This window comes from Marinobacterium sediminicola (assembly GCF_022343685.1).
GTDB classification, from domain to species: domain Bacteria; phylum Pseudomonadota; class Gammaproteobacteria; order Pseudomonadales; family Balneatricaceae; genus Marinobacterium; species Marinobacterium sediminicola.
Map to the genome: position 1 here is coordinate 1310983 of NZ_CP092123.1, position 22796 is coordinate 1333778.

General features: G+C 58.1%; 20 protein-coding genes. 10 read left to right on the plus strand and 10 right to left on the minus strand.

All coding sequences use genetic code 11. The annotated features are described in order from the left end of the window. Positions 1–4 precede the first annotated feature (4 nt). Together LN244_RS06060 and LN244_RS06065 are read left to right on the plus strand one after the other, a co-directional pair. The gene (locus tag LN244_RS06060) at positions 5–424 is read left to right on the plus strand and encodes a secondary thiamine-phosphate synthase enzyme YjbQ (protein WP_239041951.1); all 420 of its coding nucleotides are present in this window, start codon (positions 5–7) and stop codon (positions 422–424) included. A gap of 2 nt (positions 425–426) precedes the next feature. After that, the gene (locus tag LN244_RS06065; protein ID WP_239041952.1) at positions 427–1776 is read left to right on the plus strand and encodes an exonuclease SbcCD subunit D C-terminal domain-containing protein; all 1350 of its coding nucleotides are present in this window, start codon (positions 427–429) and stop codon (positions 1774–1776) included. Here the strand turns inward: LN244_RS06065 and LN244_RS06070 are convergent, their stop codons facing one another. Further along, the gene (locus tag LN244_RS06070) at positions 1777–2721 is read right to left on the minus strand and encodes a DMT family transporter (protein ID WP_239041953.1); all 945 of its coding nucleotides are present in this window, start codon (positions 2719–2721) and stop codon (positions 1777–1779) included. 74 nt (positions 2722–2795) lie between these two features. On the opposite strand from LN244_RS06070, the gene LN244_RS06075 reads away from it, so the two are divergent. The 3 genes from LN244_RS06075 (at position 2796) to LN244_RS06085 (ending at position 7354) form a co-directional block, all read left to right on the plus strand. Continuing rightward, positions 2796–5861 carry an AAA family ATPase gene (locus LN244_RS06075; protein ID WP_239041954.1) on the plus strand — a complete coding sequence of 1022 codons (3066 nt, stop codon included), beginning with the start codon at positions 2796–2798 and terminating at the stop codon, positions 5859–5861. A 92-nt stretch (positions 5862–5953) separates the two neighbouring features. Further along, a complete protein-coding gene (locus tag LN244_RS06080) occupies positions 5954–7051 on the plus strand; it encodes a DUF294 nucleotidyltransferase-like domain-containing protein (protein ID WP_239041955.1) in 1098 nt (365 codons plus the stop codon). A 90-nt stretch (positions 7052–7141) separates the two neighbouring features. After that, a complete protein-coding gene (locus tag LN244_RS06085) occupies positions 7142–7354 on the plus strand; it encodes a (2Fe-2S)-binding protein (protein WP_239041956.1) in 213 nt (70 codons plus the stop codon). Here the strand turns inward: LN244_RS06085 and LN244_RS06090 are convergent. The 4 genes from LN244_RS06090 to LN244_RS06105 are packed head-to-tail and all read right to left on the minus strand — an operon-like array spanning position 7339 to position 12714. Continuing rightward, positions 7339–10110 (minus strand): ATP-binding protein, encoded by a 2772-nt coding sequence (locus LN244_RS06090; protein WP_239041957.1) that lies wholly within the window; start codon positions 10108–10110, stop codon positions 7339–7341. The genes LN244_RS06085 and LN244_RS06090 overlap by 16 nt on opposite strands. Beyond that, entirely contained in the window at positions 10100–10294 is a 195-nt protein-coding gene (locus LN244_RS06095; protein ID WP_239041958.1) for a hypothetical protein, read from the minus strand. Before LN244_RS06095 ends, LN244_RS06090 begins: the two co-directional genes overlap by 11 nt. Next, the gene (locus LN244_RS06100; RefSeq protein ID WP_239041959.1) at positions 10291–12330 is read right to left on the minus strand and encodes a 3'-5' exonuclease; all 2040 of its coding nucleotides are present in this window, start codon (positions 12328–12330) and stop codon (positions 10291–10293) included. Before LN244_RS06100 ends, LN244_RS06095 begins: the two co-directional genes overlap by 4 nt. Positions 12331–12333: 3 nt before the next feature. Further along, positions 12334–12714, minus strand: coding sequence for a response regulator transcription factor (locus LN244_RS06105; RefSeq protein WP_239041960.1), 381 nt, complete (start codon positions 12712–12714; stop codon positions 12334–12336). 142 nt (positions 12715–12856) lie between these two features. On the opposite strand from LN244_RS06105, the gene LN244_RS06110 reads away from it, so the two are divergent. The 5 genes from LN244_RS06110 (at position 12857) to LN244_RS06130 (ending at position 19260) form a co-directional block, all read left to right on the plus strand. Continuing rightward, complete coding sequence (locus LN244_RS06110; RefSeq protein ID WP_239041961.1) at positions 12857–13600, plus strand: spermidine synthase; 744 nt, start codon at positions 12857–12859, stop codon at positions 13598–13600. A 163-nt stretch (positions 13601–13763) separates the two neighbouring features. Further along, on the plus strand, positions 13764–16466 hold the full coding sequence (locus LN244_RS06115) for a cation-transporting P-type ATPase (RefSeq protein WP_239041962.1): 2703 nt from the start codon (positions 13764–13766) through the stop codon (positions 16464–16466). Between the two features lie 134 nt (positions 16467–16600). Further along, positions 16601–17143: an HD domain-containing protein gene (locus LN244_RS06120; RefSeq protein ID WP_239041963.1), complete on the plus strand. Its 543-nt coding sequence runs from the start codon at positions 16601–16603 to the stop codon at positions 17141–17143. Between the two features lie 315 nt (positions 17144–17458). Then, positions 17459–17878, plus strand: a complete 420-nt coding sequence (locus tag LN244_RS06125; protein ID WP_239041964.1) for a GNAT family N-acetyltransferase — start codon at positions 17459–17461, stop codon at positions 17876–17878. A gap of 164 nt (positions 17879–18042) precedes the next feature. Then, positions 18043–19260 (plus strand): EAL domain-containing protein, encoded by a 1218-nt coding sequence (locus LN244_RS06130; RefSeq protein ID WP_239041965.1) that lies wholly within the window; start codon positions 18043–18045, stop codon positions 19258–19260. A 26-nt stretch (positions 19261–19286) separates the two neighbouring features. Here LN244_RS06130 and LN244_RS06135 read toward each other — a convergent pair whose 3' ends face one another. From LN244_RS06135 to purM, 5 genes are all read right to left on the minus strand, one after another. Next, positions 19287–19694: a hypothetical protein gene (locus tag LN244_RS06135; RefSeq protein WP_239041966.1), complete on the minus strand. Its 408-nt coding sequence runs from the start codon at positions 19692–19694 to the stop codon at positions 19287–19289. Between the two features lie 209 nt (positions 19695–19903). Then, complete coding sequence (locus LN244_RS06140; RefSeq protein WP_239041967.1) at positions 19904–20185, minus strand: YfcL family protein; 282 nt, start codon at positions 20183–20185, stop codon at positions 19904–19906. Next, positions 20182–20892 carry a DUF3108 domain-containing protein gene (locus tag LN244_RS06145; RefSeq protein ID WP_239041968.1) on the minus strand — a complete coding sequence of 237 codons (711 nt, stop codon included), beginning with the start codon at positions 20890–20892 and terminating at the stop codon, positions 20182–20184. Before LN244_RS06145 ends, LN244_RS06140 begins: the two co-directional genes overlap by 4 nt. Positions 20893–20905: 13 nt before the next feature. Next, positions 20906–21556, minus strand: a complete 651-nt coding sequence (gene purN / locus LN244_RS06150; protein WP_239041969.1) for a phosphoribosylglycinamide formyltransferase — start codon at positions 21554–21556, stop codon at positions 20906–20908. Between the two features lies 1 nt (position 21557). Continuing rightward, the gene (gene purM / locus LN244_RS06155; RefSeq protein WP_239041970.1) at positions 21558–22616 is read right to left on the minus strand and encodes a phosphoribosylformylglycinamidine cyclo-ligase; all 1059 of its coding nucleotides are present in this window, start codon (positions 22614–22616) and stop codon (positions 21558–21560) included. Positions 22617–22796 lie beyond the last annotated feature (180 nt).

Genomic DNA, 22796 nt, shown 5'->3' on the forward strand with positions numbered 1-22796 from the left:
GCCCATGTGGTACCAGACAACCATCCGACTCAAGTCGCGCTCGCGCGGCTTTCACCTGATTACCGATGAAATTGAACAGGCCATGCCGGAGCTGCGGCAGGTCAAGATTGGTCTTCTGCACCTGTTGCTGCAGCATACCTCTGCCAGCCTGACGCTGAACGAAAACGCCGATCCAACTGTTCGCGCCGATTTCGAAGCCTATTTCAACCGTGCAGTGCCCGAAAATGAGCCTTATTACCAGCACATCTATGAAGGCCCGGATGACCTGCCGGCTCATTTCAAGAGCAGTATTCTGGGGGTCAGCCTGACACTGCCCGTCACCGAAGGGTGCCTCAATCTGGGAACCTGGCAGGGCATCTATCTGGGCGAGCATCGTAACCACGGCGGAAGTCGCCGCATCATCGCCACCTTGCAGGGAGAGTAAGCGTGCCGGAGCAACCATCACTATTCGACACTGCTGAAGACATGGATGAGAACCAGGCGCCACATGGCAGCGAGAAGCCTGCGTCCACTCATGCTGCTTCTCGTACTGCTTCAGAGCGTCCTCTCAGGGTGCTGCACAGCTCCGACTGGCATCTGGGGCGCTTGCTGTACGGGCAGAAGCGCTATGAAGAGTTCGAAGCCTTTCTTGACTGGATGCAGGTTCAGATCGTGGAGCAGTCCGTCGATATCCTGCTGATTGCCGGAGACCTGTTTGACACCACAACACCGAGTAACCGGGCGCAGTCGCTGTATTACCGTTTCCTCAATCGGGTATCCGCTTCCAGTTGCCGCCATGTGGTCATCATAGGGGGAAACCACGATTCGCCCAGTTTCCTGAACGCTCCGGCCCAGCTGCTCAAGGCACTCGACGTGCACGTGGTCGGCGCAGCCTGTGATGACCCGGCCGACGAAGTCGTGCTGCTGCGCGATGGGAGCGGCCAGCCGGAAGCGATCATCTGTGCGGTACCTTACCTGCGTGATCGAGATATTCGACAGGCCGAGGCCGGAGAAAGTCTTGAGGACAAGGACCGAAAACTGGTGATCGGTATCCGCGAGCACTATGCAAAGGTGTGTGCTGCTGCCGACCAGTTGCGTACCGAGCTGGAGGTGCAAGTGCCCCTGATCGGCATGGGACACCTGTTCGCCGCCGGTGGCAAAACCCTGGAAGGGGACGGCGTACGCGATCTTTACGTGGGCTCGCTGGCACAGGTGGGTGTTGATGCCTTCCCTGAGTGTCTCGATTATGTGGCCTTGGGCCATTTGCATGTACCCCAGGCCGTGGCTGGCTGCGAGTACATCCGCTACAGCGGATCGCCACTGGCGATGGGCTTTGGCGAGGCCCGGCAGCAGAAAAGTCTTTGCCTGATCGAGTTTGAGGGGCGACGCCCGAGCCTTAGCCTGTTGAATATCCCCCGATTCCAGCGGCTGGAACGGATCAAAGGCGATCAGGCTGCGCTGGAAAGTGCTCTTGACCAACTGGCAGAAGAAAGTGAAGCGATCTGGCTGGAGGTTCTGTACGAAGGTGAACAGGTCGCGGCTGACTTGCGCCTATGGCTGGAGCAACGAGTCGAGGGGACCGAACTGAGCCTGCTGCGCGTGCGCAACAACCGTGTTGTGGATCGTATTCTTTCGCGCAGTGGCGAGGAAGAAACACTGGATGATCTCAAACCGACAGAGGTGTTCGACCGGGCGCTGGCAGCTCACCAGATACCCGATGCTCAACAGGCCGAGTTGAAGCGACTCTTTAACGGCCTGCTGCAGGAGATGGCAGAGCAGGACCACCGCGCCGAGTGATCAGCGCGGCTCGATACCTGAACGAGCCAGGCGCTGGCGGCTTCGCCGCTCACGCTGAAACAGATACAGGCCGGATGCGAGAATGATGGCCGTGCCCAGCCAGGTGATGGTGTCAGGGTAGTCGTTGAAGAGCAGATAACCCAGTGCGGTAGCGCTGATGATTTCCAGATATTGGAAGGGCGCCAGCAGGCTCGCAGGAGCATGTTTGAAGGCGGCATTGATCAGGCAGAATGCGATGGCCGAAAGGCTGCCCATCGTTAACAGCAGAGGCCATTGATCAAGCATGTCAGGGCGCCACTCCAGTTGGGGGATGCCAGCCGGGTCACCCAGCAGTATCGCCAGTGCCAGAAACAGGCAGGCGAATACGCCACTCCAGAACTGAGAGGTCAGGCCGCTGATCTGACCGGACAAGTGTCTCAGTGTTGCCATATGGGCGGCGTAGAACGTAGCAGCCAGCAAGGGCAAGAGGGTGACCCAGCCGTAGGCTTCCCAGTTGGGACGGATGACGATAAGGGCACCCAGCAGACCTACGAAAACCGCGCCGTACTGGTGGCGACCGACTTTCTCGCCCAGAAACCAGGCGGAGAACAAAAGCAAAATCAGCGGCTCGACGAAAAAGATCGCGATGTTATTGGCCAGTGGCAGGTAGATCAGCCCCCAGAACAGAAAGGTCACGGCAGCGGCAATCCAGAGGCCTGATAGCATCAGTTGCCCGATGACTGGCCGGATGGCAAATCCCGCCCTGTCGCGGGTCATGAACCCCAGCAACAACAGGGTCTGCATGGCGAAACGTACAAAGCCGATCTGAGCGGGTGATAAAGCCGGGGCGAGCAGCTTGCCGATGGCATCCATGCCGGGAATGAGTAACATGGCCAGAGTGATAATGCCCATGCCCTTCTCCGTGGGCGACAGGGCGTGGGTATGATGACGCAGCCGTTGCAGCATACTTCCTCGCGGATGAAGATCAGAAAAACCGAATATAGTAACAGACCAACCGACAGCAACTGAACCAGGCCCTCATGCGCATACTTCAGATCCGTTTTAAAAACCTTAACTCCCTGTCTGGTGAGTGGCAGATTGACCTGACGGAGCCTGCCTATACTGCCGATGGCATCTTTGCCATTACCGGCCCTACAGGGGCTGGCAAGTCGACGCTGCTTGATGCCATCTGTCTGGCGTTGTATGGACGCACGCCCCGGCAGAGCCGCGTCAACGCCAGTCAGAATGAAGTGATGTCGCGCCAGACGGGAGAATGCTTTGCGGAGGTGGTGTTTGAAACGCCCCAAGGACGCTGGTGCTGTCACTGGAGTCAGCACCGCAGCCGCAAACGGCCTGATGGGTCGTTGCAACAGCCAAGGCATGAGGTCTCCGAAGCGGACACAGGCAAGGTACTGGTCACCAGGCTCAAGGATGTGGCCGATACCATCGAGCGCCTGACCGGGATGGACTTTGACCGGTTTACCCGTTCGATGCTGCTGGCTCAGGGAGGCTTTGCGGCTTTCCTGCAGGCTGACCCCGATGAGCGAGCCCCCATTCTGGAGCAGATTACCGGCACTTCCATCTATTCCGACATCTCCATCGCCGTGCATCGGCGCAAGGGGGAGGAAAAACAGAAGCTGGAACAGCTCAAGGCGGCACAGTTAGGCCTGCAGCTGTTGGATGATGATGAAGAAGCGACCCTGAGCCGCGAGTTGGCGGCACTCGATGAACAGGTCCGCGAGCAGCAACAGCAGGTGGAGCATCAGCAAAGCCTCGTCAACTGGCGCCTGCAGCTGGATCGGGAGCATGAACAGCTTAAGCGTCTGCAGCAGGATCAGGAACGGCTGGATCAGGACTGGCAGGCTTTCACGCCTCAGCAGCAGGTGCTGGAACAGGCACTGAAAGCGGAAGCGCTTCGTCCGGATTTTGCTCCGTTGTGTCAGCGGCGGCGTGATCTCGCTCAGGCACAAGAGGGGATGTCCCGGCTGCAGGCACAACTTCCTGAACTTGAAAAATCCACTCATCAGGCCGGTGTGCAGTTGGACAGGGCGGTTCAGCACCGGCAGCAGGCTGAAGAGGAGCTGGAACGTCAGCAGCCTCTGCTCAGACAACTGCGTGAGCAGGATTATGCGATTGGCTTGAAGCAGAAAGAGCTGCAGCAGATGCGTGCACAACTGCCGGCCGACGTGCTGCAAGGACCGGCACCCGACCCCGATCTGCTGGTGACCGCCATACAGCAGACCGAATCCGAGCTGAAAGTGCTGCTTGGCAATGACAACCGCGATGAGCTGAAACAACAGCAGGAAGAGATCCGGACACGGGGCGAGAGCCTCGGTGAGTTGCGTGGTCTGGTGCGTCAGTCAGACGAATTGACACAGGAGCATCAGGCCCTGGTGGCAGGGCTGGCTGAGCAGGATCGGCAGCAGCAGCTGGGACAAGAGCAGCTGCTGCAGGTACGCAAAGAGATCGAAACATTGTTGCGCGAGCAGCAGGACCTGCAAAAGCTGCAACGGCTGGCTGATCGAATCGCCGATCTCGAGCAGCAACGGCATGAGCTGGAAGCCGGAAAGCCCTGCCCGCTGTGTGGTTCCACAGAGCATCCCTGGCGCAGTCAACACCCGCCTGAATTAAGTGAGGAGAAGGCTCGGCTGCACACACTTGAGTCTCGATTGGCCACTCGGCAGTCTGAGTTGCAGCAGCTTGAGATCGGGCAGGCTCGTCTGCTAGCACAGATTGGCAGCCAAAGGCAGCAGACTGAGAGGCTGCTGCAGAAGCTGCAAGCGCTGGAATCGCCTATTCAACAATGCCTGCAGCCTTTGGGCTGGCAGACGTGCCCCAGCCGTGAGGTGATCGAGCAGGCATATCGGGACACCGGAGAGCACTGGAAGCAGCTCAAGCAGCGATTGGATCGCATTGACGCACTTGAAGTCGAACAAAAACGGCAGCAGCAGGAGCAGCAGCGTCAGCAGCAACGCTTGGCCGTGGACGGTGTCGAGGCTGAATTGGCCGAATTGAGGCAGCAACGCGCGGCCCTTTCACCTGAGCCGGATACTGACGCCCTGGAAAAACGCTTGCAGGCTTCGGTTGTGCAGGCACGCACGGTGCAGGAGCAGGCGCAGGCCGAAGCGCATCGCTGCGAACAGATGCTCAACCAGCGGCGCCTGCAGATCAGTGACAGCGAAGCGTCCATGCGGCGTCTGCAGGATGAAACCGAACAGATGCAGTCGGCGTTCATGCAGGCGTTGTCGCAGAGCCAGTTTAAAGATGAAGCTCAGCTGCAGGCAGCACTGAAACCGGCTGAGCAGTTGCAGCAGTTGCAGCGTCAGGCTGAAATGCTGAAGTCCAGAGGGGCAGAACTGAAGGCGCTGCGTGATCGCTGTGAACAGGCCGTTACCGTGTTGCAGCAACAGGCATTGAGTAATGAGCCGATTGAGCATCTGGAAGACGCATTGCAGCAGTTGAAGGCACATCAGGCCCAGTTGTTGCAACAACGCGGCAGTCTGCAGCAGCAGTTGAGTCGCAACGAATCGCTCAAGCAGCAGTTTGGCGAGCAGCAGCGAGCGATCGACGCCCAGCAGCGTGAGCTCAGTCGCTGGGAGCAGCTGCATGAACTGATAGGCTCGGCTGATGGCAAGAAATTCCGCAACTTTGCGCAGGGGCTGACGTTCGAGCTAATGGTGGGTCATGCCAACCGGCAGCTGCAAAAGATGTCGGATCGCTATCTGCTGGTACGGGATGCCGAACAGCCACTGGAGCTGAACGTAATCGACAACTATCAGGCTGGCGAAATTCGCTCCACCAAGAACCTGTCCGGAGGTGAGAGCTTCCTGATCAGCCTTGCGCTTGCGCTGGGTCTGTCCGGCATGGCCAGCCGCAACGTGCGGGTGGATTCACTGTTCCTGGATGAGGGGTTTGGCACTCTGGATGAAGAGGCGCTGGAAACGGCGCTGGATACCCTGTCTGGACTGCAACAGGAAGGCAAGCTGATCGGGGTGATCTCGCATGTTCAGGCGCTCAAGGATCGCATCAGTACGCGGATTGAAGTGTCGCCGGTCAGTGGTGGTCGCAGTCGAATTACAGGGCCGGGGTGTCGACGCCTGGATTGAAAGACGTGGTCGACCGGCCGGTTGGGTGCATAAGCTGGACTTGCCGACAGGCCCCTCTATGCTGAAGGTTGTATCGGACAGGGAGCGGGATGATGCGAACAAGCTGGCGACATCTGTTTGACGAGGGCGGTTTCAATTTCGACGGGGTGCTGGCGCCCTTGCAGGAAGTGTTGGGGCCTGATGAGCAGTCGCTGCCGGATTTGCGGGCACGTCAGCCTGCACTGGCACGCGCGCTGCTGCAGCTGCAGCTGCCCGCCTGGCTGGTGTCCGAGTTGATCAGCGATCATAACGACCTGATCTACCGTCGTGCCATTGATCAGGCATTGCTGAGCATGCAGGAACAGGGCTGGGGAGCACCGCCGGTTGGGTTTTGCGTGCTGGTGATGGGGTCCGGCGGGCGTCATGAAAGCCTGTTGCACCCGGATCAGGACAACGCGCTGATTGTTGAGGATTACCCGCCGGAAAGGCATACCGAGATTGACAGCTGGTTCCTCAATTTTGCCGAGCGCTTTACGGCGACCCTGGACGAAGCGGGTATTCCTTTCTGCCGTGGGGAGGTGATGGCCTCAAGGCCGCTGTGGCGCAAGCCGATCAGCGAGTGGTGCCATCAGATGCACTTATGGATGGGGCAGCGCCGGGTCAAGCTGGTGCAGATGAGCAATATTCTGCTCGACTACTCACCGGTCTATGGCGATGAGGCGTTGGCTGAGCGCCTGCGCGTCTTTATTCAGCAGCAGATACCGGAAGCGGGGCTGTTCCTGCACGAGATGGCAGAACTGTTCGATGAAGCTCCGGTGGCGCTGGATCGCTTTGACCGTCTGCAAGGGGATGGCCGTGATGCCCCGCACCCCAACGCCATCAATCTGAAACGCCAGGGGTTGTTGCCGCTGACGGCAGCGTTGCGTTTACTGGCATTGAAGAAGGGCTGTCCCGAAGTCGCCTCCCGTGCGCGGATCGAGTGGATGTGTCGGCATCAGGTTTTAACGCAGGACCTGTGCTGGCGGTTGAAACGCGCCTTCGAGCACTTGATGGATCTCCTGCTGAGGTCCCAGCTCACCACCCTGTCGGCAGGGGGAACGGCAGATAATTGGCTGGATCTGAGTACGCTCTGTGATGCCGAGTTGCGAGGGCTGCAATGGGATCTGCAACAGGTTAAAGCGTTTCAACATCACGTTCGGCATGGCAAATGAATACCCGGTCATGACTTGTAATGAGAATATGTTTCATTTATATTTCCATGTTAATGATATTTGTTCTCATGTTCAGGGTGGTGAGTTGCGATGATTATCTGTATCTGCAAGCGCGTCAGTGATCGTGAAATCAGACGCCTGGTCGATGAGGGAGCAACCTCCCTTGCCGACATCCGCAGAGAGACTGAACTGGGCACTCAGTGTGGCAAGTGTGCCTGCGAAGCACGCCGTATCGTACGTGAGCTCAACGAAGATCAGGGGCCCTTGGCCGGTCTGGTCAGTCTCGCCTACGAGTTGAGCTGAGCCTCAGACTGACTCCCGCCTTCCTCGTCGGGTGCTGTCGGCAGCTCCAGTACCAGACAGGCACCTGACAGCTGCTGGGGTTCATCCACCCAGAGTCGCCCTCCCAAGTGATTGATAATGCCGCGGCTGATCGGTAATCCCAGCCCGGTGCCTCGTGGCCGGTTGCCACTGCCGCCCGTTTCGGCACTCTGTTCTATCTGATGAAACTTCTCGAACACTTTATCTCGTTCGGCTTCAACGATGCCGGGTCCATTGTCCTCCACATGGACGCGGCAGCGGTGCTTGTGCACTTGCACTGACAGCAGTACCCGGGGGTTGCTGCTGTCGGCAAACTTGCTGGCGTTGTCCAGCAGGTTGATCAGCACCTGCAAGAGCCGATCGGGGTCCGCCATAACGGGGCAGTGAGTATCCGGCAGTTGCACCACCAGCGTGACAGATCGCTGCTGGAACAGCTGGGTCACAGAGTCGACTGCCTGTCGGCACAGCTCGACCAGATCACAGCGCTCAGGATGAAGCGTCATGCGCCCGGACTCCAGCCGTGCCAGATCAAGAATCTCATCGATCAGGCGTGACAGTCGCTCGCTTTCACGGACGATGATCTGCAGGAAGTGGTGTTGCTGTTCCGCCGGCATCGCCTCGGCATCACTGAGAATTTCGGCAAAGGCTCGGATCGATGTCAGGGGGGTGCGCAACTCATGGCTGACCATCGCTACGAATTCATCCTTGAGTCGATCCAGCTCTCTGAGCCGTTCGTTGGCTCGGCGCAGCTCATTGCCGATCTGCTCCAGCTCGGTGGATTTCTGTTCCAGACGTCTGTTGTATTCCAGTGTCTGCGAAGTGGTATCGAGGATACTCAGGATCGATGCCATATCCAGTGCCTCGCCACGGACTACCGAGTTAATCAGGATACGTGCGGTGGCGCTGCCCAGCGCGCCGGTCAACTCCTGCTGGGCACGCGCGATCAGCGCGGTTGTCGCGGGAGTGTCATCCTGGGGCGCGGGGATGTGGCCACCAAACAGGCGTAAGGTGGCACTGCTGCCAAGGTAACGGTTGAGCAGGCGATAGAGTTCGTAGCGGTTGGCCTGCCCCTGCCAGATGGCGGCCTGTTCGGCTTCCGGCCGCAGGGCATTGGTGAACAAGGCAGCCTGGGTCTGCTCCATGTGACTTTGACGGCTGAACAGCGACACGCCGACCAGCAAGCCGATATTAACCAGCATGCTCCAGAACAGTGCGTGGGTGTAGATATCCCAGCCTTCCAGCCCGAACAACGCATAGGGGCGCAGCAGCTCAAGTCCAAAAGGACCCTGATCGATAAAATCGGTACTCATCCACCCTGACAGGGCGAAACCGGGGATCAGCAATGTCCAGGCCCAGACCAGAATACCTGCCAGCAGCCCTGCTGCCGCTCCGTTGCGACTGGCACCGCGCCAATAGAGTCCCAGCAGCAGGGCGGGTGCAAACTGGGACGCCGCGGCAAAGGAGACCAGACCGATGGTGACCAGGCTGTAGGCTTCGCCAATCAGGGCGTGGTAGAGATAGCCCAGAATCAGAATCAACACGATGGCAATGCGGCGAATGCCCAGCAGCCAGCCGGACAGATCACGGGACTGCTGCAGATGCAGGCTTCTCCAGCGCAGCAGCAGCGGCATGACCAGCTGATTGCTGACCATGGTCGACAGGGCAATGGTTTCGACGATCATCATGCTGGTGGCCGCCGACAGGCCGCCGATGAATACCAGCAACGGCAGCCAGTTAAGCCCGGCAGACAGGGGAAGCGTCAGCACGAAGTTGTCCGGCTCACCGGTGGCACTCCCGCCCAGCAGGCCGGCCAGAGCGATCGGAATCACGAACAGGTTGATCAGCAACAGGTAGAGCGGGAACAGCCAGCAGGCTCGTCTGAGATGCTGTTCGTTGACGTTCTCCACCACCAGCACCTGAAACTGGCGCGGCAGGGTGATGAACGCCAGAGTGGCCAGGATCAGAGTGCCAAACCAGCCCAAGGTTCCCCCCGGGATCTGGTCAAGGCCGAAACTGCGGCTGGCTTCGGGCAGTATGGCCGCTGCCTGAGCAAAGAGCGCTTCCGGCCCCGGATACAGCACGAAACAGGCGAACATGCCTACCGCGATAAAGGCGAACAGCTTGACCAGCGACTCGAAGGCGATTGCTGTCACCATCCCCTCATGACGCTCACTGGCGTCCAGGTGGCGGGTGCCGAACAGGATGATGAACACCGCCAGCACCAGTGCCACCCAGAATGCCTTGTCGTTCAGAAAATTGCTCAGGGACAGGGAGGGGGGAGAGGGGTTGGGGTATTCGGTGAGGATGCCGTAACTGACGGTGATCGCTTTCAGCTGCAGGGCGATGTAGGGCATGATCGCAATCACGGCAATCAGCGCAACCAGCATGCCGAGGCCGCCGCTTTTGCCATAGCGGGCACTGATAAAGTCGGCGATGGACGTGATGCGTTGCGAGCGCGCGATGCGTACCATCTTGCGCAGCACCAGCCAGCCACTGAGCATGGCCAGCGTGGGGCCCAAATAGATCAACAGGAAACTGAGCCCGGTGGTGGCGGCACGACCGACACTGCCGTAAAAGGTCCAGGCGGTGCAATATACAGCAATTGACAGTGCATAGATGGTCGGTGAATTGACCACTGAGCGGCCCTGCTCGGCTCGTCGGTCACCCCAGGCCGCAATAATGAACAGCAGCGCCAGATAGCTGAAGGCAACGATCAGTACCATCAGATTAGTCTGCATCAGGTCGCTCCAGTACCAGTCCGGCCAGCAGGATCAGTCCGGCCCAGATCAGATAGATCACCACCGGCAGGCTGGAAAACCCCCAGCCGGTCGGACGGTCGAACAGCAACAAAAGCGGCGGCGAGAACAGCGCCAGTGCCAACAGGCTCAGGGCTACCAGGCGGCCGGTCATGATCGGCTTCATCGATGCTGCTCCTGTTCGATCTGCCGTTGCAGTTCCAGGGCATCACCCAGTGTACGCACGCCACGGTTGGCCAGCCGTGGCAGCAGCAACAACAGCAGTTCAGCGGTCACGCGGGCATCACCAAGCGCCGTGTGACGCGTGCCCGGCGGAAAGCTGAGGTCGAATCGTTCGGCCAGCGCGTCCAGCCCGTGGCCTTCCAGTGAGGGATCGATGGCTCGTGACAGCAGCAGAGTATCCAGAACCGGCATGGTGAACCGGCTCTGGTCGCCGCTTTCGGACAGCTGCAGCGCCAGCAGGTCGAACACGGCATTGTGTGCGACCAGTACGCCGTCGCCGACATAGTGCCGGAAACGGGGCAGGACCACTTCGATGGGGGGCGATTGAGCCACATCCTCATCCTTCAGACCGTGGATCGCCGTACTTTCAGGCGGAATGGCACGCTGAGGGTTCACCCGTTGGTCGAACACATCATCGGCCAGCAGGCGTCCATTAAGGATACGGCACGCCGCGAGGCTGATGATCCTGTCGCCCCGGCGCAGGTCCAGCCCGGTGGTTTCGGTGTCGAATACCACCATCTCCAGCTGCTGCAGGGGTAGGGATGCCAGGTCACCGCTGGGTGCGGGCAGGTCGGCGATGCTGAAATCATGGAATTCAGGGCGAGGCGAGAGACGCTGGAGCGGTTGTATGCCCCGGCCTGATGCCGGTAACGGCAGCCGCAGGCGGGGGCCTTCACCCGGTTGCTGAGGCGGTATCGACCACAGGTCTGCACCGTGCTGGTCGAGCACATCCTCAACACGCGGTGACAGGGGCTCGTCGAACAGTGGCAGCGAGCGCCACTGCTGCAGCTGCTGCTCGCTTAAGGGAATGCCATCCCAGCTCAGGTCGACGTATACCCGGCGGTTGCCCAACAGGACTTCGAGCTCCACCTCATCAATCCGCTGAAGACTGCTCAACTGTCGAACCAGCAACTGCAACAGAGCAAGCAGGGCGGGGCCGTCTACTTTCATCCAGGCGGGGATACCAATGGGGGTCAGCCTGATTTGATGCTGCAGCAGTTGGGCTTTCAATGCACTGCACAGGTCATTGGACCAGGTTTCTTCCAGTGCGGACTGACTGAGTTGCTGGGCTTCAACCAGATGGGTCAGCTGCTCGACCTGAGTGGCCAGCGCCTGGCTTTCCTGCTCAATGGCGCTTTCCAGTCGTTGTTTGAAGGTCGGGTTGTCCTCCACTTGCAGCAACGCTTCGGTGGCGCTGTTCAGACTACCGCAATGGCCCCGCAGCTTGGGCAGCAGCTGGGCCAGCGTTCGACGCCAGCGTTGATCATGCTCCAGAGCGGCGGTGGTGTCTTGCAGCGTGATCAGCGCACCGCCGTGGTAGGCGCCCAGTCGGCGCAACTGACAGCGCAGCCAGTGATGTTCCCCGGGGAGCAGCAATTGGTGTGGCGTGCCGTCATCAGGAAGGTGGCGGATCGCATCGGCGAGACTGGGGTGTGGCAGCAGTTGCGACAGGGGGCGACCCAGACCCAGCCCAGGTTGGTCATGGAACATCTCGGCCGCAGCCGGGTTGAATAACAGCAAGCGTTGATGGCGATCGCAGATCAGCAGCGGGAGGTCGAGCACCTGCAGCAGTGCTTCCAGCTCCTGCTTGATCTTTTCCGCCTCGCGCGCGCCTTCAGCATGGGCTTCTCGGATCTTAACGCGATCCTGACGCCAGCCCTCACGAATATGGTCGAGATCCGGCTGTAGCGGTTGCAGCCAGCCATCCACCGGGTAGTCCCCCTGAGCGTCGGGGCTGGCTACCAGACGGGCCAGCAGCACCTGAAACTGGCGTAAGGGGCGGAACAGGCGTCGTTCCAACTGCCAACCGACCAGAAGACTGAGCACCGTGGGGGCGAGCCCAAGGCACCAGAGCAGGGGACGAGTTTCGGGGGAGGGCTGAAGAGCGCCTTCCAGCCAGATCAGTACGCCCAGGCCGGCTACCAGACAGAGGCCGGTCAGCAGCAGCCAGAGCCCGATCAGGTTCTGACGGGACGGCATGGCTCAACCTCCCTGTTGCGTGTCGGCCAACAACGCCTGTACCCGGCTGACCAGTTCACGAGTCGAGAACGGCTTGGTGACATAATCATTGGCACCCAGAGCCATGCCTTTTTCCTTTTCGACCTCGCGGCCGTGCGCGGTCAGCATCACCACGGGTAGCTTGCGCGTCGCCTCGGCGGCACGCAGGCGTTCCAGCAGATCAAAGCCGCTCATCCCCGGCAGGCTGATATCCAGCAATAACAGATCCGGACACTGCTGATGGATCAGTTCCAGGGCCTGCTCCGCATCGGGAGCGGTGGCCACGGAAAAACCCGCCTGCTGCATCAGAAACTCCAGTGACAGCAGGATGTTGGGCTCATCATCCACAACCAAAACATGCGGCATGGGCACTTCCTCGTTCCGTCGACTCTGTTCTATTTGAGTCTAGTGTGCCCCAGACAAAAGGGAAACGGCAGCTCAATCGGCAGGACTTTGGTGGTAGATCAAGGCATAATGCGGACCTTTTTTGCCACTCGAGAGGAAAACCATGTCGCTACCGGGCAAAGAGATCTATCGAGGTCATGACCAGTTCGGCAGCGTGCGGGTGCTCGACGATGGCGACAAGCGTTATCTGGCCTTTGGCGATCAGGATGAGCAAAGTTGCTGTCTCAAGCATGAACCGCTGCTTCCTGAACACGAATATGTGCGTGCCATGCTGCTGGCGCTGCTGTTTGTGGAGCCTCGTCAAGTGATCAGCCTTGGACTGGGTGCCGGTGCCCTGAACACCTGCCTGCATGGCCGTTTTGCCGCCTGTAAGCAGCAGATTGCCGAGTTGCGTCCGGAAGTGGTGGAGGTGGCCTATCGCTTCTTCCAACTGCCCCGAGGCAAACGGATTCAGGTTCATACCACCGATGCGCTCGACTTTCTGCGCAACATGGAAACCCGCAAGGCCGATATCATCTTCAGCGACATATACGGTGCTGAAGGACTGAGCGACCAACAGCTGGGAGAGGAGTATCTGGAACTCTGTGCCCGTCGCCTGAAGCAGGGCGGCTGGCTGGTGATGAACCTTTGGCGTGAACATCAGGGGCCAAACACCCTGGAACTTTTACTGCAGCAGTTCGGAACCATTTATGGTTGTCACACCCAGAGCGGCAACTGGGTGGTCTTCGCTTCGGAAGATGGTCACGAGATCAGCCAAAGCCAGCTCGACAAGCGCGCCCGACAGCTCAGCCAGCAGCTGGGGTTTTCGTTGGCATCCCACCTTAAGCGTCTGCGCACCTACCCCTGATTTTTTGCCACTTGCGCCAGTGTCTCAGTGACGGAAGCGAGCATTGCAGATGCCGGCACAGGTCGCTAAATGGGCCGCAATGCTTGGTGTCCATCCCCGTGCTGTCTACAGTGCCTTGTGAACCCTGTGATTTTTACGTCGGGAATCAGTTCGGTCACATGTGATGAACAAGCTCACCAAAAGCGTCTGGCACCAGATGACAACCGAGCAATCGCTCCAGGCGCTGCAGACCTCGGTTGACGGTCTGTCCTCGCAAGAAGCGGCGATGCGTCTTGCTCACTATGGTTCCAACAGCCTGCCTGAACCTGCCAGGCGCAGTGTGCTGACTCGTTTTCTGCTCCAGTTTCACAATATCCTGATCTACGTACTGCTGGGGTCTGCCGCGATTACTGCAACTCTGGGCCATGTGGCAGATACGCTGGTGATCATTGCGGTGGTATTGATTAACGCGACGATCGGGTTTTTTCAGGAGGGCAAGGCTGAAAAGGCGATGGACGCCATCCGCCGCATGCTGGCACTGAAAGCATCAGTGATGAGGGACAAGGGACGGCACAGGGTCTCAGCTGAAGCGCTGGTGCCGGGCGACATTGTCCTGCTCGAAGCCGGCGACAAAGTGCCCGCTGATCTGCGGCTTCTGGACGTACGTGGCCTGCAGGTGCAGGAAGCAATCCTGACGGGGGAATCGATGCCCGTGGAGAAGCAGACGCATCCTGTGGGACAGGATGAAGCGCTGGGTGACAGAACGAGCATGGTTTACAGCGGGACCCTGGTCACCCGGGGGCAGGGGCGTGGGGTCGTGGTGGCTACGGGTGCAAACTCCGAGATCGGTCGCATGAGTGGCCTGTTATCAGGGGTGGAAGTGCTGACGACACCGCTGACTCGGCAGATGAACCTGTTTGCACGTTGGCTGAGTCTGCTGATCCTGCTGGTTGCAGGTCTGCTGCTGGTGTTTGGCACCCTGGCCGAACGTCTGGCGTTTGCCGACCTGTTCATGGCAGTAGTGGGCTTGTCGGTTGCGGCCATCCCCGAGGGGCTGCCGGCGGTTTTAACGATCACGCTGGCGGTTGGTGTACAGGCAATGGCCCGGCGCAATGCCATCGTCAGGCGCCTGCCTGCAATTGAAACCCTGGGGGCAGTGTCAGTCATCTGCACCGACAAGACCGGTACCTTGACGCGGAACGAGATGATGGTGGCCACAGTGGTCACAGGCTCAGCCGAGTATTCGCTGCAGGGTGTCGGATACGCCCCCGACGGCGACCTGTTGTGCGATGGTCATGTCATAGATGATTCAATGCCTGCGGCGCTAGAGGAACTGGGGCGGGTGGCGGTGCTGTGCAACGATGCCTCATTGCATGAGTGTGAAGGTGTCTGGTCGGTCGAGGGCGACCCAATGGAAGGAGCACTGATGGCCTTCTCAGGCAAGATCGGGCTGGAGCCAAGGACGCTTCGTGCGGCTTGGACGCGTACTGACATCATCCCCTTCGATGCGGAGCATCGGTTTATGGCGACCCTGAACCATGACCATCGCAACCATGCACTGGTGGCGGTGAAGGGCGCGCCGGAGCGGCTGCTGTCGATGTGCGGCAGCCAGCGTACGGCTGATGGCAACAGCGCCCCGCTTGATCAGGCCTATTGGCAGGTGCAGGCGGAAAAGATTGCCGCGAAGGGGATGCGGGTGCTGGCGCTGGCGATCAAACCGGTGGCACCAGAGCATTTCATCCTGGAATTTTCAGATGTGGAGCAGGGGCTGATCATGATCGGCCTTGTGGGGCTTATCGATCCTCCCCGCGTTGAAGCGATTGCCGCCATCGGGGAATGTCTGCGGGCCGGGATCCGCGTAAAGATGATCACCGGGGATCACAAGGGGACCGCCGCTGCCATCGGCCGACAGATCGGGCTGCAGAATTCGGATCGTGTACTGACCGGAATCGAGCTGGACGGCATGGATGACCTGACACTGGCAGCGGCCGCGATGAGCACGGATATATTTGCCCGCACCAGTCCCGAACACAAACTGCGGCTGGTCATGGCCTTGCAATCACAGGGGATGACCGTGGCCATGACCGGCGATGGCGTTAACGATGCCCCGGCGCTGAAACGCGCGGATGTAGGGATCGCGATGGGCCGGAGGGGCAGCGAAGCCGCCAAGGAAGCGTCTGAACTGGTGCTTGCGGATGATAACTTCGCCTCGTTGACGGCCGCCGTCAGGAAGGGGCGAACGGTCTACGACAACATCAAGAAGGTGATCAGCTGGACGTTGCCGACCAGTACCGGCGAAGCCATGACCATCATCGTGGCGCTGTTGTTCGGCATGACTCTGCCGGTTACACCGATCCAGATTCTCTGGATCAACCTGATCACTGCGGTCTCTCTTGGGGTTGCCCTGGCGTTCGAACCGACCGAACCGGGCACCATGCGCCGCCCACCGCGACCCCGAAGCGAGCCACTGCTTTCAGGCGACCTGGCCTGGCATACGGTGTTCGTATCGGCGCTGTTCGTCGCCGGTGTCTTTGGCATGTATGCCAACGCCATCGACAAGGGGTACTCCGTCGAACTTGCTCGCACCATCGCGCTCAACACCCTTGCGGTGATGGAGATCTTTCATCTGTTCTTCATCCGGAATTTCTATGGTACATCCCTGACCTGGCAAGCGGTCAGAGGCACCCGAGTGGTCTGGGCAACGGTGATTATCGTGACCTGTGCCCAGTTTGCGATTACTTACCTGCCGCCCCTGCAGGCACTCTTTGCAACCGTTGCGCTTCCGCCAATCGATGGCCTCAACATACTTGGCGTGGGAATCGCTCTGCTGCTGATCATCGAAACGGAAAAACAGATACGACTGCGCTGGCGTGACAGAGGCGGCTGATCCGCGGTGCGATATCTTGGGTGCCTCTTTGATCGGCGGTATTGTGTTCGGTTTTATAATGTCTCTAACAAGACTGTTTTGGCCTGTTTTGAAGTTGAGCGTCTGAGATTTGAATTTAATTCAAAAGGTAATCTATGAGTGTTTGGGACCAGGATACATATCAAAGAGCATGGAATTTTGCCTCGAATATACACCATGGCCAGAAGTTGCCAGGAAGTGATATTCCCTACATCAATCATCTTGGACTGGTCGCCATGGAGGCTGCAGCCGCTGTAGCGCATGAGCGTATCGAAAATCCGGATATTCTTGTTTTATGTGCGTTGCTGCATGATGCCATCGAAGATACGTCAGCAACTTATGAAGAGATAAAGCATCACTTCGGAACCGAAATTGCCGATGGGGTTTTAGCGCTGACAAAAAATGAGAATCTGTCGTCAAAACATGAGCAGATGATGGACAGTATCGGCAGAATAAAATACCAACCCAAAGAGGTCTGGATGGTGAAACTATGTGATCGCATCACGAACCTGCAGCCACCTCCCGCCCACTGGGATCAGGTCAAAATAGCGGCATACCAGAGTGAGGCAAGGCTTATATTGGAGCAGCTCGGTGAGGCGAGTCCTTTCCTGTCAAAAAGACTGCAAGCGAAAATAGCCAATTATGATCAGTATTTGTAAAAGTACAGTTTAGCTGCCCGGTACATACCGATGCCCTTGCGCGATGAAGTCTGGTTGTTTTTTGAACGAGTGACACTGCCAAACATTCAAGCCAAGGCTAATTTAATCAGAATAGGTTTTGCCAAAGCGCTGGCGGTTGGATGAGAAAGATTATCGACCCTTTGATAGTGCCCTGATGTTTGCCCTGAGGAATTCCCATACACTACCAGTACAAAGGGTGAGGTGTGTGTCTTTCCGCCTGCTCCTGCTGATCCTGTTGTCACGCGGATACAGGTTAGAGCTGAACCTGTGTCGGCCCAAGGTAAAGAGAAACTGATGTCTGAAGTCGTAATCGTCCCTTACGAGGGCAAGGAAAGGGATGCCATCTGTGCAATCCGCGAAACCGTATTCGTCCATGAGCAAAAGGTTCCGCCGGAGCTGGAGTTCGATGGCCTGGATGGGGCCGCCCTGCATGTGCTGGCCTTGGTAAATGGCCAACCGGTCGGCACAGGGCGTGTGTTGGAAGATGGTCACATCGGGCGTATTGCCATCCTTGAAGCGTTTCGCGGGCTGGGGATTGGCGCTCAAGTTGTGGTGGCGCTGGTGGATGCAGCGCAAAAGGCGGGGTGCACGCGCGTGTATCTGGGCTCACAGACTCATGCGGTGGAGTTCTATCGCAAGCTGGGCTTTACCCCCTACGGTGAGGAATTCATGGATGCGGGTATTCCGCATATTCACATGGAAAAGTCGCTCTAACCTCAATGCGGGTGCTGTCGGGCAATCCGGCATTGGCTAACTGCTTGATGTTGCATGTAGATATTTCGATAAGGATTGGGTTTGGCAAGACGCTGTGATCCATTTTGGCCCGGGTCTTGCTATAACCTTGCACCAATTCAGTTCCATCTGTTATCGAGGTTCCAATGCAGCAATCTGTCTTCCCCTGGTTTCAGCCCATCGTCGAAATTGCCACTGGGCGAGTAGCGGGGTATGAGGCGTTGGCCAGACAACGGAACGCAGCCGGGCAGGTTGTGTCGGCAGGGATGCTGTTTCAAAATCCATCCATTTCGGTCGATCAGCGCCTTGAACTTGATCGCGCTGTACGCAATCAGGCGCTTGAGGCCTTCACTCAGGCGCCGGAAAATACCTTTCTTACGCTGAATCTGTCTCCCGAGTGGATCGAGGGGCTGGCTGCCGATGACCCTTTGCCTACGCTGGCCATGATGGATCGTCTGGTGATCGATCATACCCGTGTCGTGATCGAAATCACCGAGCATGTCGGCGATGTGGACTGCATCAATCGGCTCGCACAACGCTATCGCAACGAAAATGTGCGCATTGCACTGGACGATTTCGGCTCCGGTTTCCAGCACCTTGATCGTTTACTGGCATTTACGCCGGATTTGCTTAAGGTGGATATGCGGGTGTTCCGAAATAGTGCAGACGCGCACCAAGAGAGTGCATTGCTGCATACCATCGGTGATATGGCGGCGCGGTTGGGCTGCAAGCTGATTTTCGAGGGTGTGGAAACGGCTGACGAGTTCTTTATCGCCCTGCAATGCAACGCCAGCTATGTGCAGGGCTTTATTTTTGAGCAGGCCGTTGACGGCTTTGTCGAGGTGGACCGCTACGCCGAGCAGGTACAGACGCTGCTGCAGCAGTATCTGGAACTCATGGTAGAGCAATCGGCACGGCGACAATGGCATCTCGAAGGCTTGCAAGGCCAATTGCTGGCAATGCGTGAGCTTTTGCTTTCAGCAGATGGTTACGAAGTGTTGCAGGAATATGTGCCAGATCCGGCCGTGTTGCGCTGCTTTATCTGTGATCGCCAAGGCGTGCAGATCTCACCTAACTACGAGTATCGCGAGGGGGCCTGGCATGCCGACCCGAGTGTGCTGGGTCATAACTGGAGCTGGCGTCCCTGGTTTTATCAGCTGGTGGCGTCCTCGGATTACGATCGCCGTATTTTGCGGTCAGCGCCCTATATGGACATCGGGGGGCGTCAGCGCTGTTTCACGCTGACGCTGGCACTGGATCAGCACCGGGTGTTGCTGGTCGATGTTCAGGATCAGCTGGCGACCGGTGATACCGTGTCGCCGCAAACGTCCTTCCACAGTGACCTGATGCCTGACCTGTCCTGATGCTTTGGTGATTACGTTATATGGAGTTACGTAAAACTGAATTGCTGAGCAGGGTAGAACAGGGTGTTCAATACCAGCAAAAGTGACCACAGGCCGATTTCAAGTGTCTCTGTAATCGGCTGTATACGCTTGAAAGCGCCATAGATGTGTACGACCAGCATAAGGAAAAAGACGGCATAAAGTGTATCGAACACAAAAGTGCGGGCATCTGTGTCGAGAATGCCTCTGAGCATCAGTAGCTCGACCACCAGAATGAAAGCCCCCAGGCAGCGGCCAAAATAGACGCTAAGGTCGGTTTCGGCAGGTATCTTCCATAGCATCAATTTGGCCCATTTGTGCGGCGCTATGAAAATGGGTAAGGCAAAGAAGAGAGTGGTGGTGCTCATGAGCACCAGCAGGAACCAGTGGCTCTGATCGGAAAAGTGACCCAACATGTTAAATCCCTTTATGTTTGTTTGCGCTGATTTAGCGCCTAAAGGGGAGATGGTTCAACAGGTGGGTGATAAAACGCAGCCAAAGTATCAGTGTGATAAGGGACCAAAGTGCTTTTTGGCCATTCATAAGTCGCAGCCATGTGATGCTGCCTTGGTCCTTATGGCATCAATAACGAACCACACTGATACATACTGGCCGTTGTGCCGGATCAGCTGGCGATCGGTGATACCGTCTCGCCGCAGACATCCTGCCAAAGAGATTTGATGCCGGATTTGTCCTGATCGCTGAGCTGGTCAACGGCAAAGGCATTATCGAGGCTTTCCTGTACGTTGTGCAGAAAGGCTTCGTCGGACTCTGGCAGATCAGCCGCTACCAGATTCAGGTGGCTGATCAGGTAGCTGCAGTAGAACAGCTCGTCAGGGTTATCCATAGCAGCCTGTTCGCGGGCCAGCAGGCGGGATTCGGTCAGGTCGATCAGGCTTGCGCTCATGGTGTCTCCAGATTCTTGAGCAGAAGGGCATAGGTCTTGCCGTCGGATTCGGTTTGTTCCAGACGTATGATCAGATAATCCAGTTCGGGGGCGAGCCAGATAAGCGTTTCCCTGTCGGCGCCTTCACCACGGTCACGCATGACGCGAACGGCATTGAAGCGGCCATAGGGGGTATCGATCTCTTCTTCGCCGGTTACCTTGAAGCGGTATTCCTTGAGTTTGCCGCCATCGGCAACGTCATAGATCATCTCGGTTTTGCCGGCCAGAAGATCCAGTCGCATCTGCAACTGATAGCTGAGTTTGTCCTGGGTGCCAGTGGGGACCTGCATTTTCCAGGGCTTGTCCTTGACCACGGTGGTCACGGACAGCGTGTTCCAGTCGAACTCGACACTGGCTTTGCGACTTTTGCCCAGCACCTTGCGATGATAGCGGTAGCTCAGCGGCTTGATGGGCTCGGACGGCTGGTATTGGAAGCGCGTTACTTCACTGATGCCAGCCATCAGTGCGGCGGCCTCAGAGCTGAAGCGCCACTCACCACCTTCGGTTTGCCGCAACTGGCGTACCGCTTCACCGCTCAGGGAAATCCCCATATCAAAGGCGGTCGTATAAGTCGCCTTGAATGCAGGTAGTTGGGCCGTGTCGGCGTGTGACGGAAGGCTGCCGAGGATCAGGCAGCCGGTCAAAGCGGTGGCAAGTGTCAGGCGCATACAACCTCCGTTTTTAGCGGGTGGTGTATTGGTAACCGGTCGTCGCCAGAAGTTCACCGTCCAGCATGACGCCGTCGCCGCTCAGGCTCAGTCGCTCTTCGCAGAACCATTGCACGGCCAGCGGGTAGATCTGGTGTTCCAGCTGGTGGACGCGTTGCTGCAGGCTCTGTTCGTCATCACCGGTCAGGATATCGGTTTTGGCCTGCACAATCAGTGGGCCGCCATCCAGTTCTTCGGTCACGAAGTGGACGGTGCAGCCATGCTCGGCATCACCCGCTTCCAGTGCACGCTGGTGCGTGTGCAGGCCCTTGTATTTGGGCAGCAGGGACGGGTGGATGTTGAACAGACGTCCGTGGTAGTGACGGACCAGCTCCGGCGTCAGGATGCGCATGAAGCCGGCCAGCACCACCAGGTCAGGCTGGTAACTGTCGATCAGCTCGATAAGGGCTGCATCGAAGCTTTCCCGGTCGGCAAACGCCTTGTGGTCGAGCAGACGGGCGACCACGCCGGCCTGCTCGGCCCGGGTCAGGCCAAAGGCATCGGGGCGGTTACTGATAACCGCCGCGATCTTGCCATTGATCTGACCATCAAGCGTCTGGTCCAGAATCGCTTGCAGGTTGGAGCCGCTGCCGGATATGAGTACTACAATCCGTTTCGGCGACATCTCAGGCCTCCAGGCCGCGCAGCTCAACCTGTTCTTCGCCTTCGGCAGCCGTTTCGATCTGGCCGATCAGCCAGGCGTTTTCGCCTTCAGCCTGCAGCAGAGCGATGGCCGCTTCAGCCTTGTCAGCCGGAACGGCGATGACCATGCCGACACCACAGTTGAAGGTGCGGTACATTTCACGAGCGTCTACGTTGCCACCTTCCTGCAGCCACTGGAATACTGGCGGCATTTCCCAGGATTTGACATCGATAACGGCCTTGGCAGAGGCCGGCAGTACACGCGGGATGTTTTCCAGCAGGCCGCCACCGGTGATGTGGGACAGTGCGTTCACCTGAGACTCACGGATCAGTTTCAGCAGCTGTTTGACGTAAATGCGTGTTGGTTCCAGCAGGGCTTCGGCCAGAGTCTTGTCACCCATCGGCTGCTGCAGGTCAGCGTTGGTGACTTCCAGGATCTTGCGGATCAGGGAGTAACCGTTGGAGTGCGGGCCGGAAGAAGCCAGGCCGATCAGGGCGTCACCCACCTGAACCTTGCTGCCGTCGATAATCTCTTCTTTTTCTACAACGCCGACACAGAAGCCCGCCAGGTCGTAGTCGTCGCCTTCGTACATGCCCGGCATTTCGGCGGTTTCACCACCGACCAGAGCAGCACCCGCCAACTCACAGCCAGCACCAATGCCGGTGACCACGTCAGCGGCCATGTCGACGTTCAGGTGGCCGGTGGCATAGTAGTCGAGAAACAGCAGCGGCTCAGCACCGGCGACCACGAGGTCGTTAACGCACATGGCGACCAGGTCGATACCGATGGTGTCATGCTTGTTCAGTTCCATTGCCAGACGCAGCTTGGTGCCTACGCCGTCAGTGCCGGATACCAGAACCGGCTGCTTGTAACCGGCCGGCAGTTCGCACAAAGCGCCGAAACCACCCAGTCCACCCATGACTTCAGGACGGGCAGTACGTTTGGCGACACCTTTGATACGCTCGACCAGGGCGTTACCTGCATCAATATCAACGCCGGCATCCTTGTAGCTCAGGGAAGTTTTTTCAGAACCTGTAGACATGGGTGAGTCAACCTTTAAAGCGGGAAATAATCGGTAAAAAATTATCGCGCTAGTTTATCAGGTTGAGGGCGCTCTGTGTTAGAGTTACGCGCGTCATTTATTGGCCGGATGTAAATCAAGGTTTTCTGAACCCGTTAAGACGCTTGCAGTGACACAGAAAGAGAAAAGCCGTACCGCAGC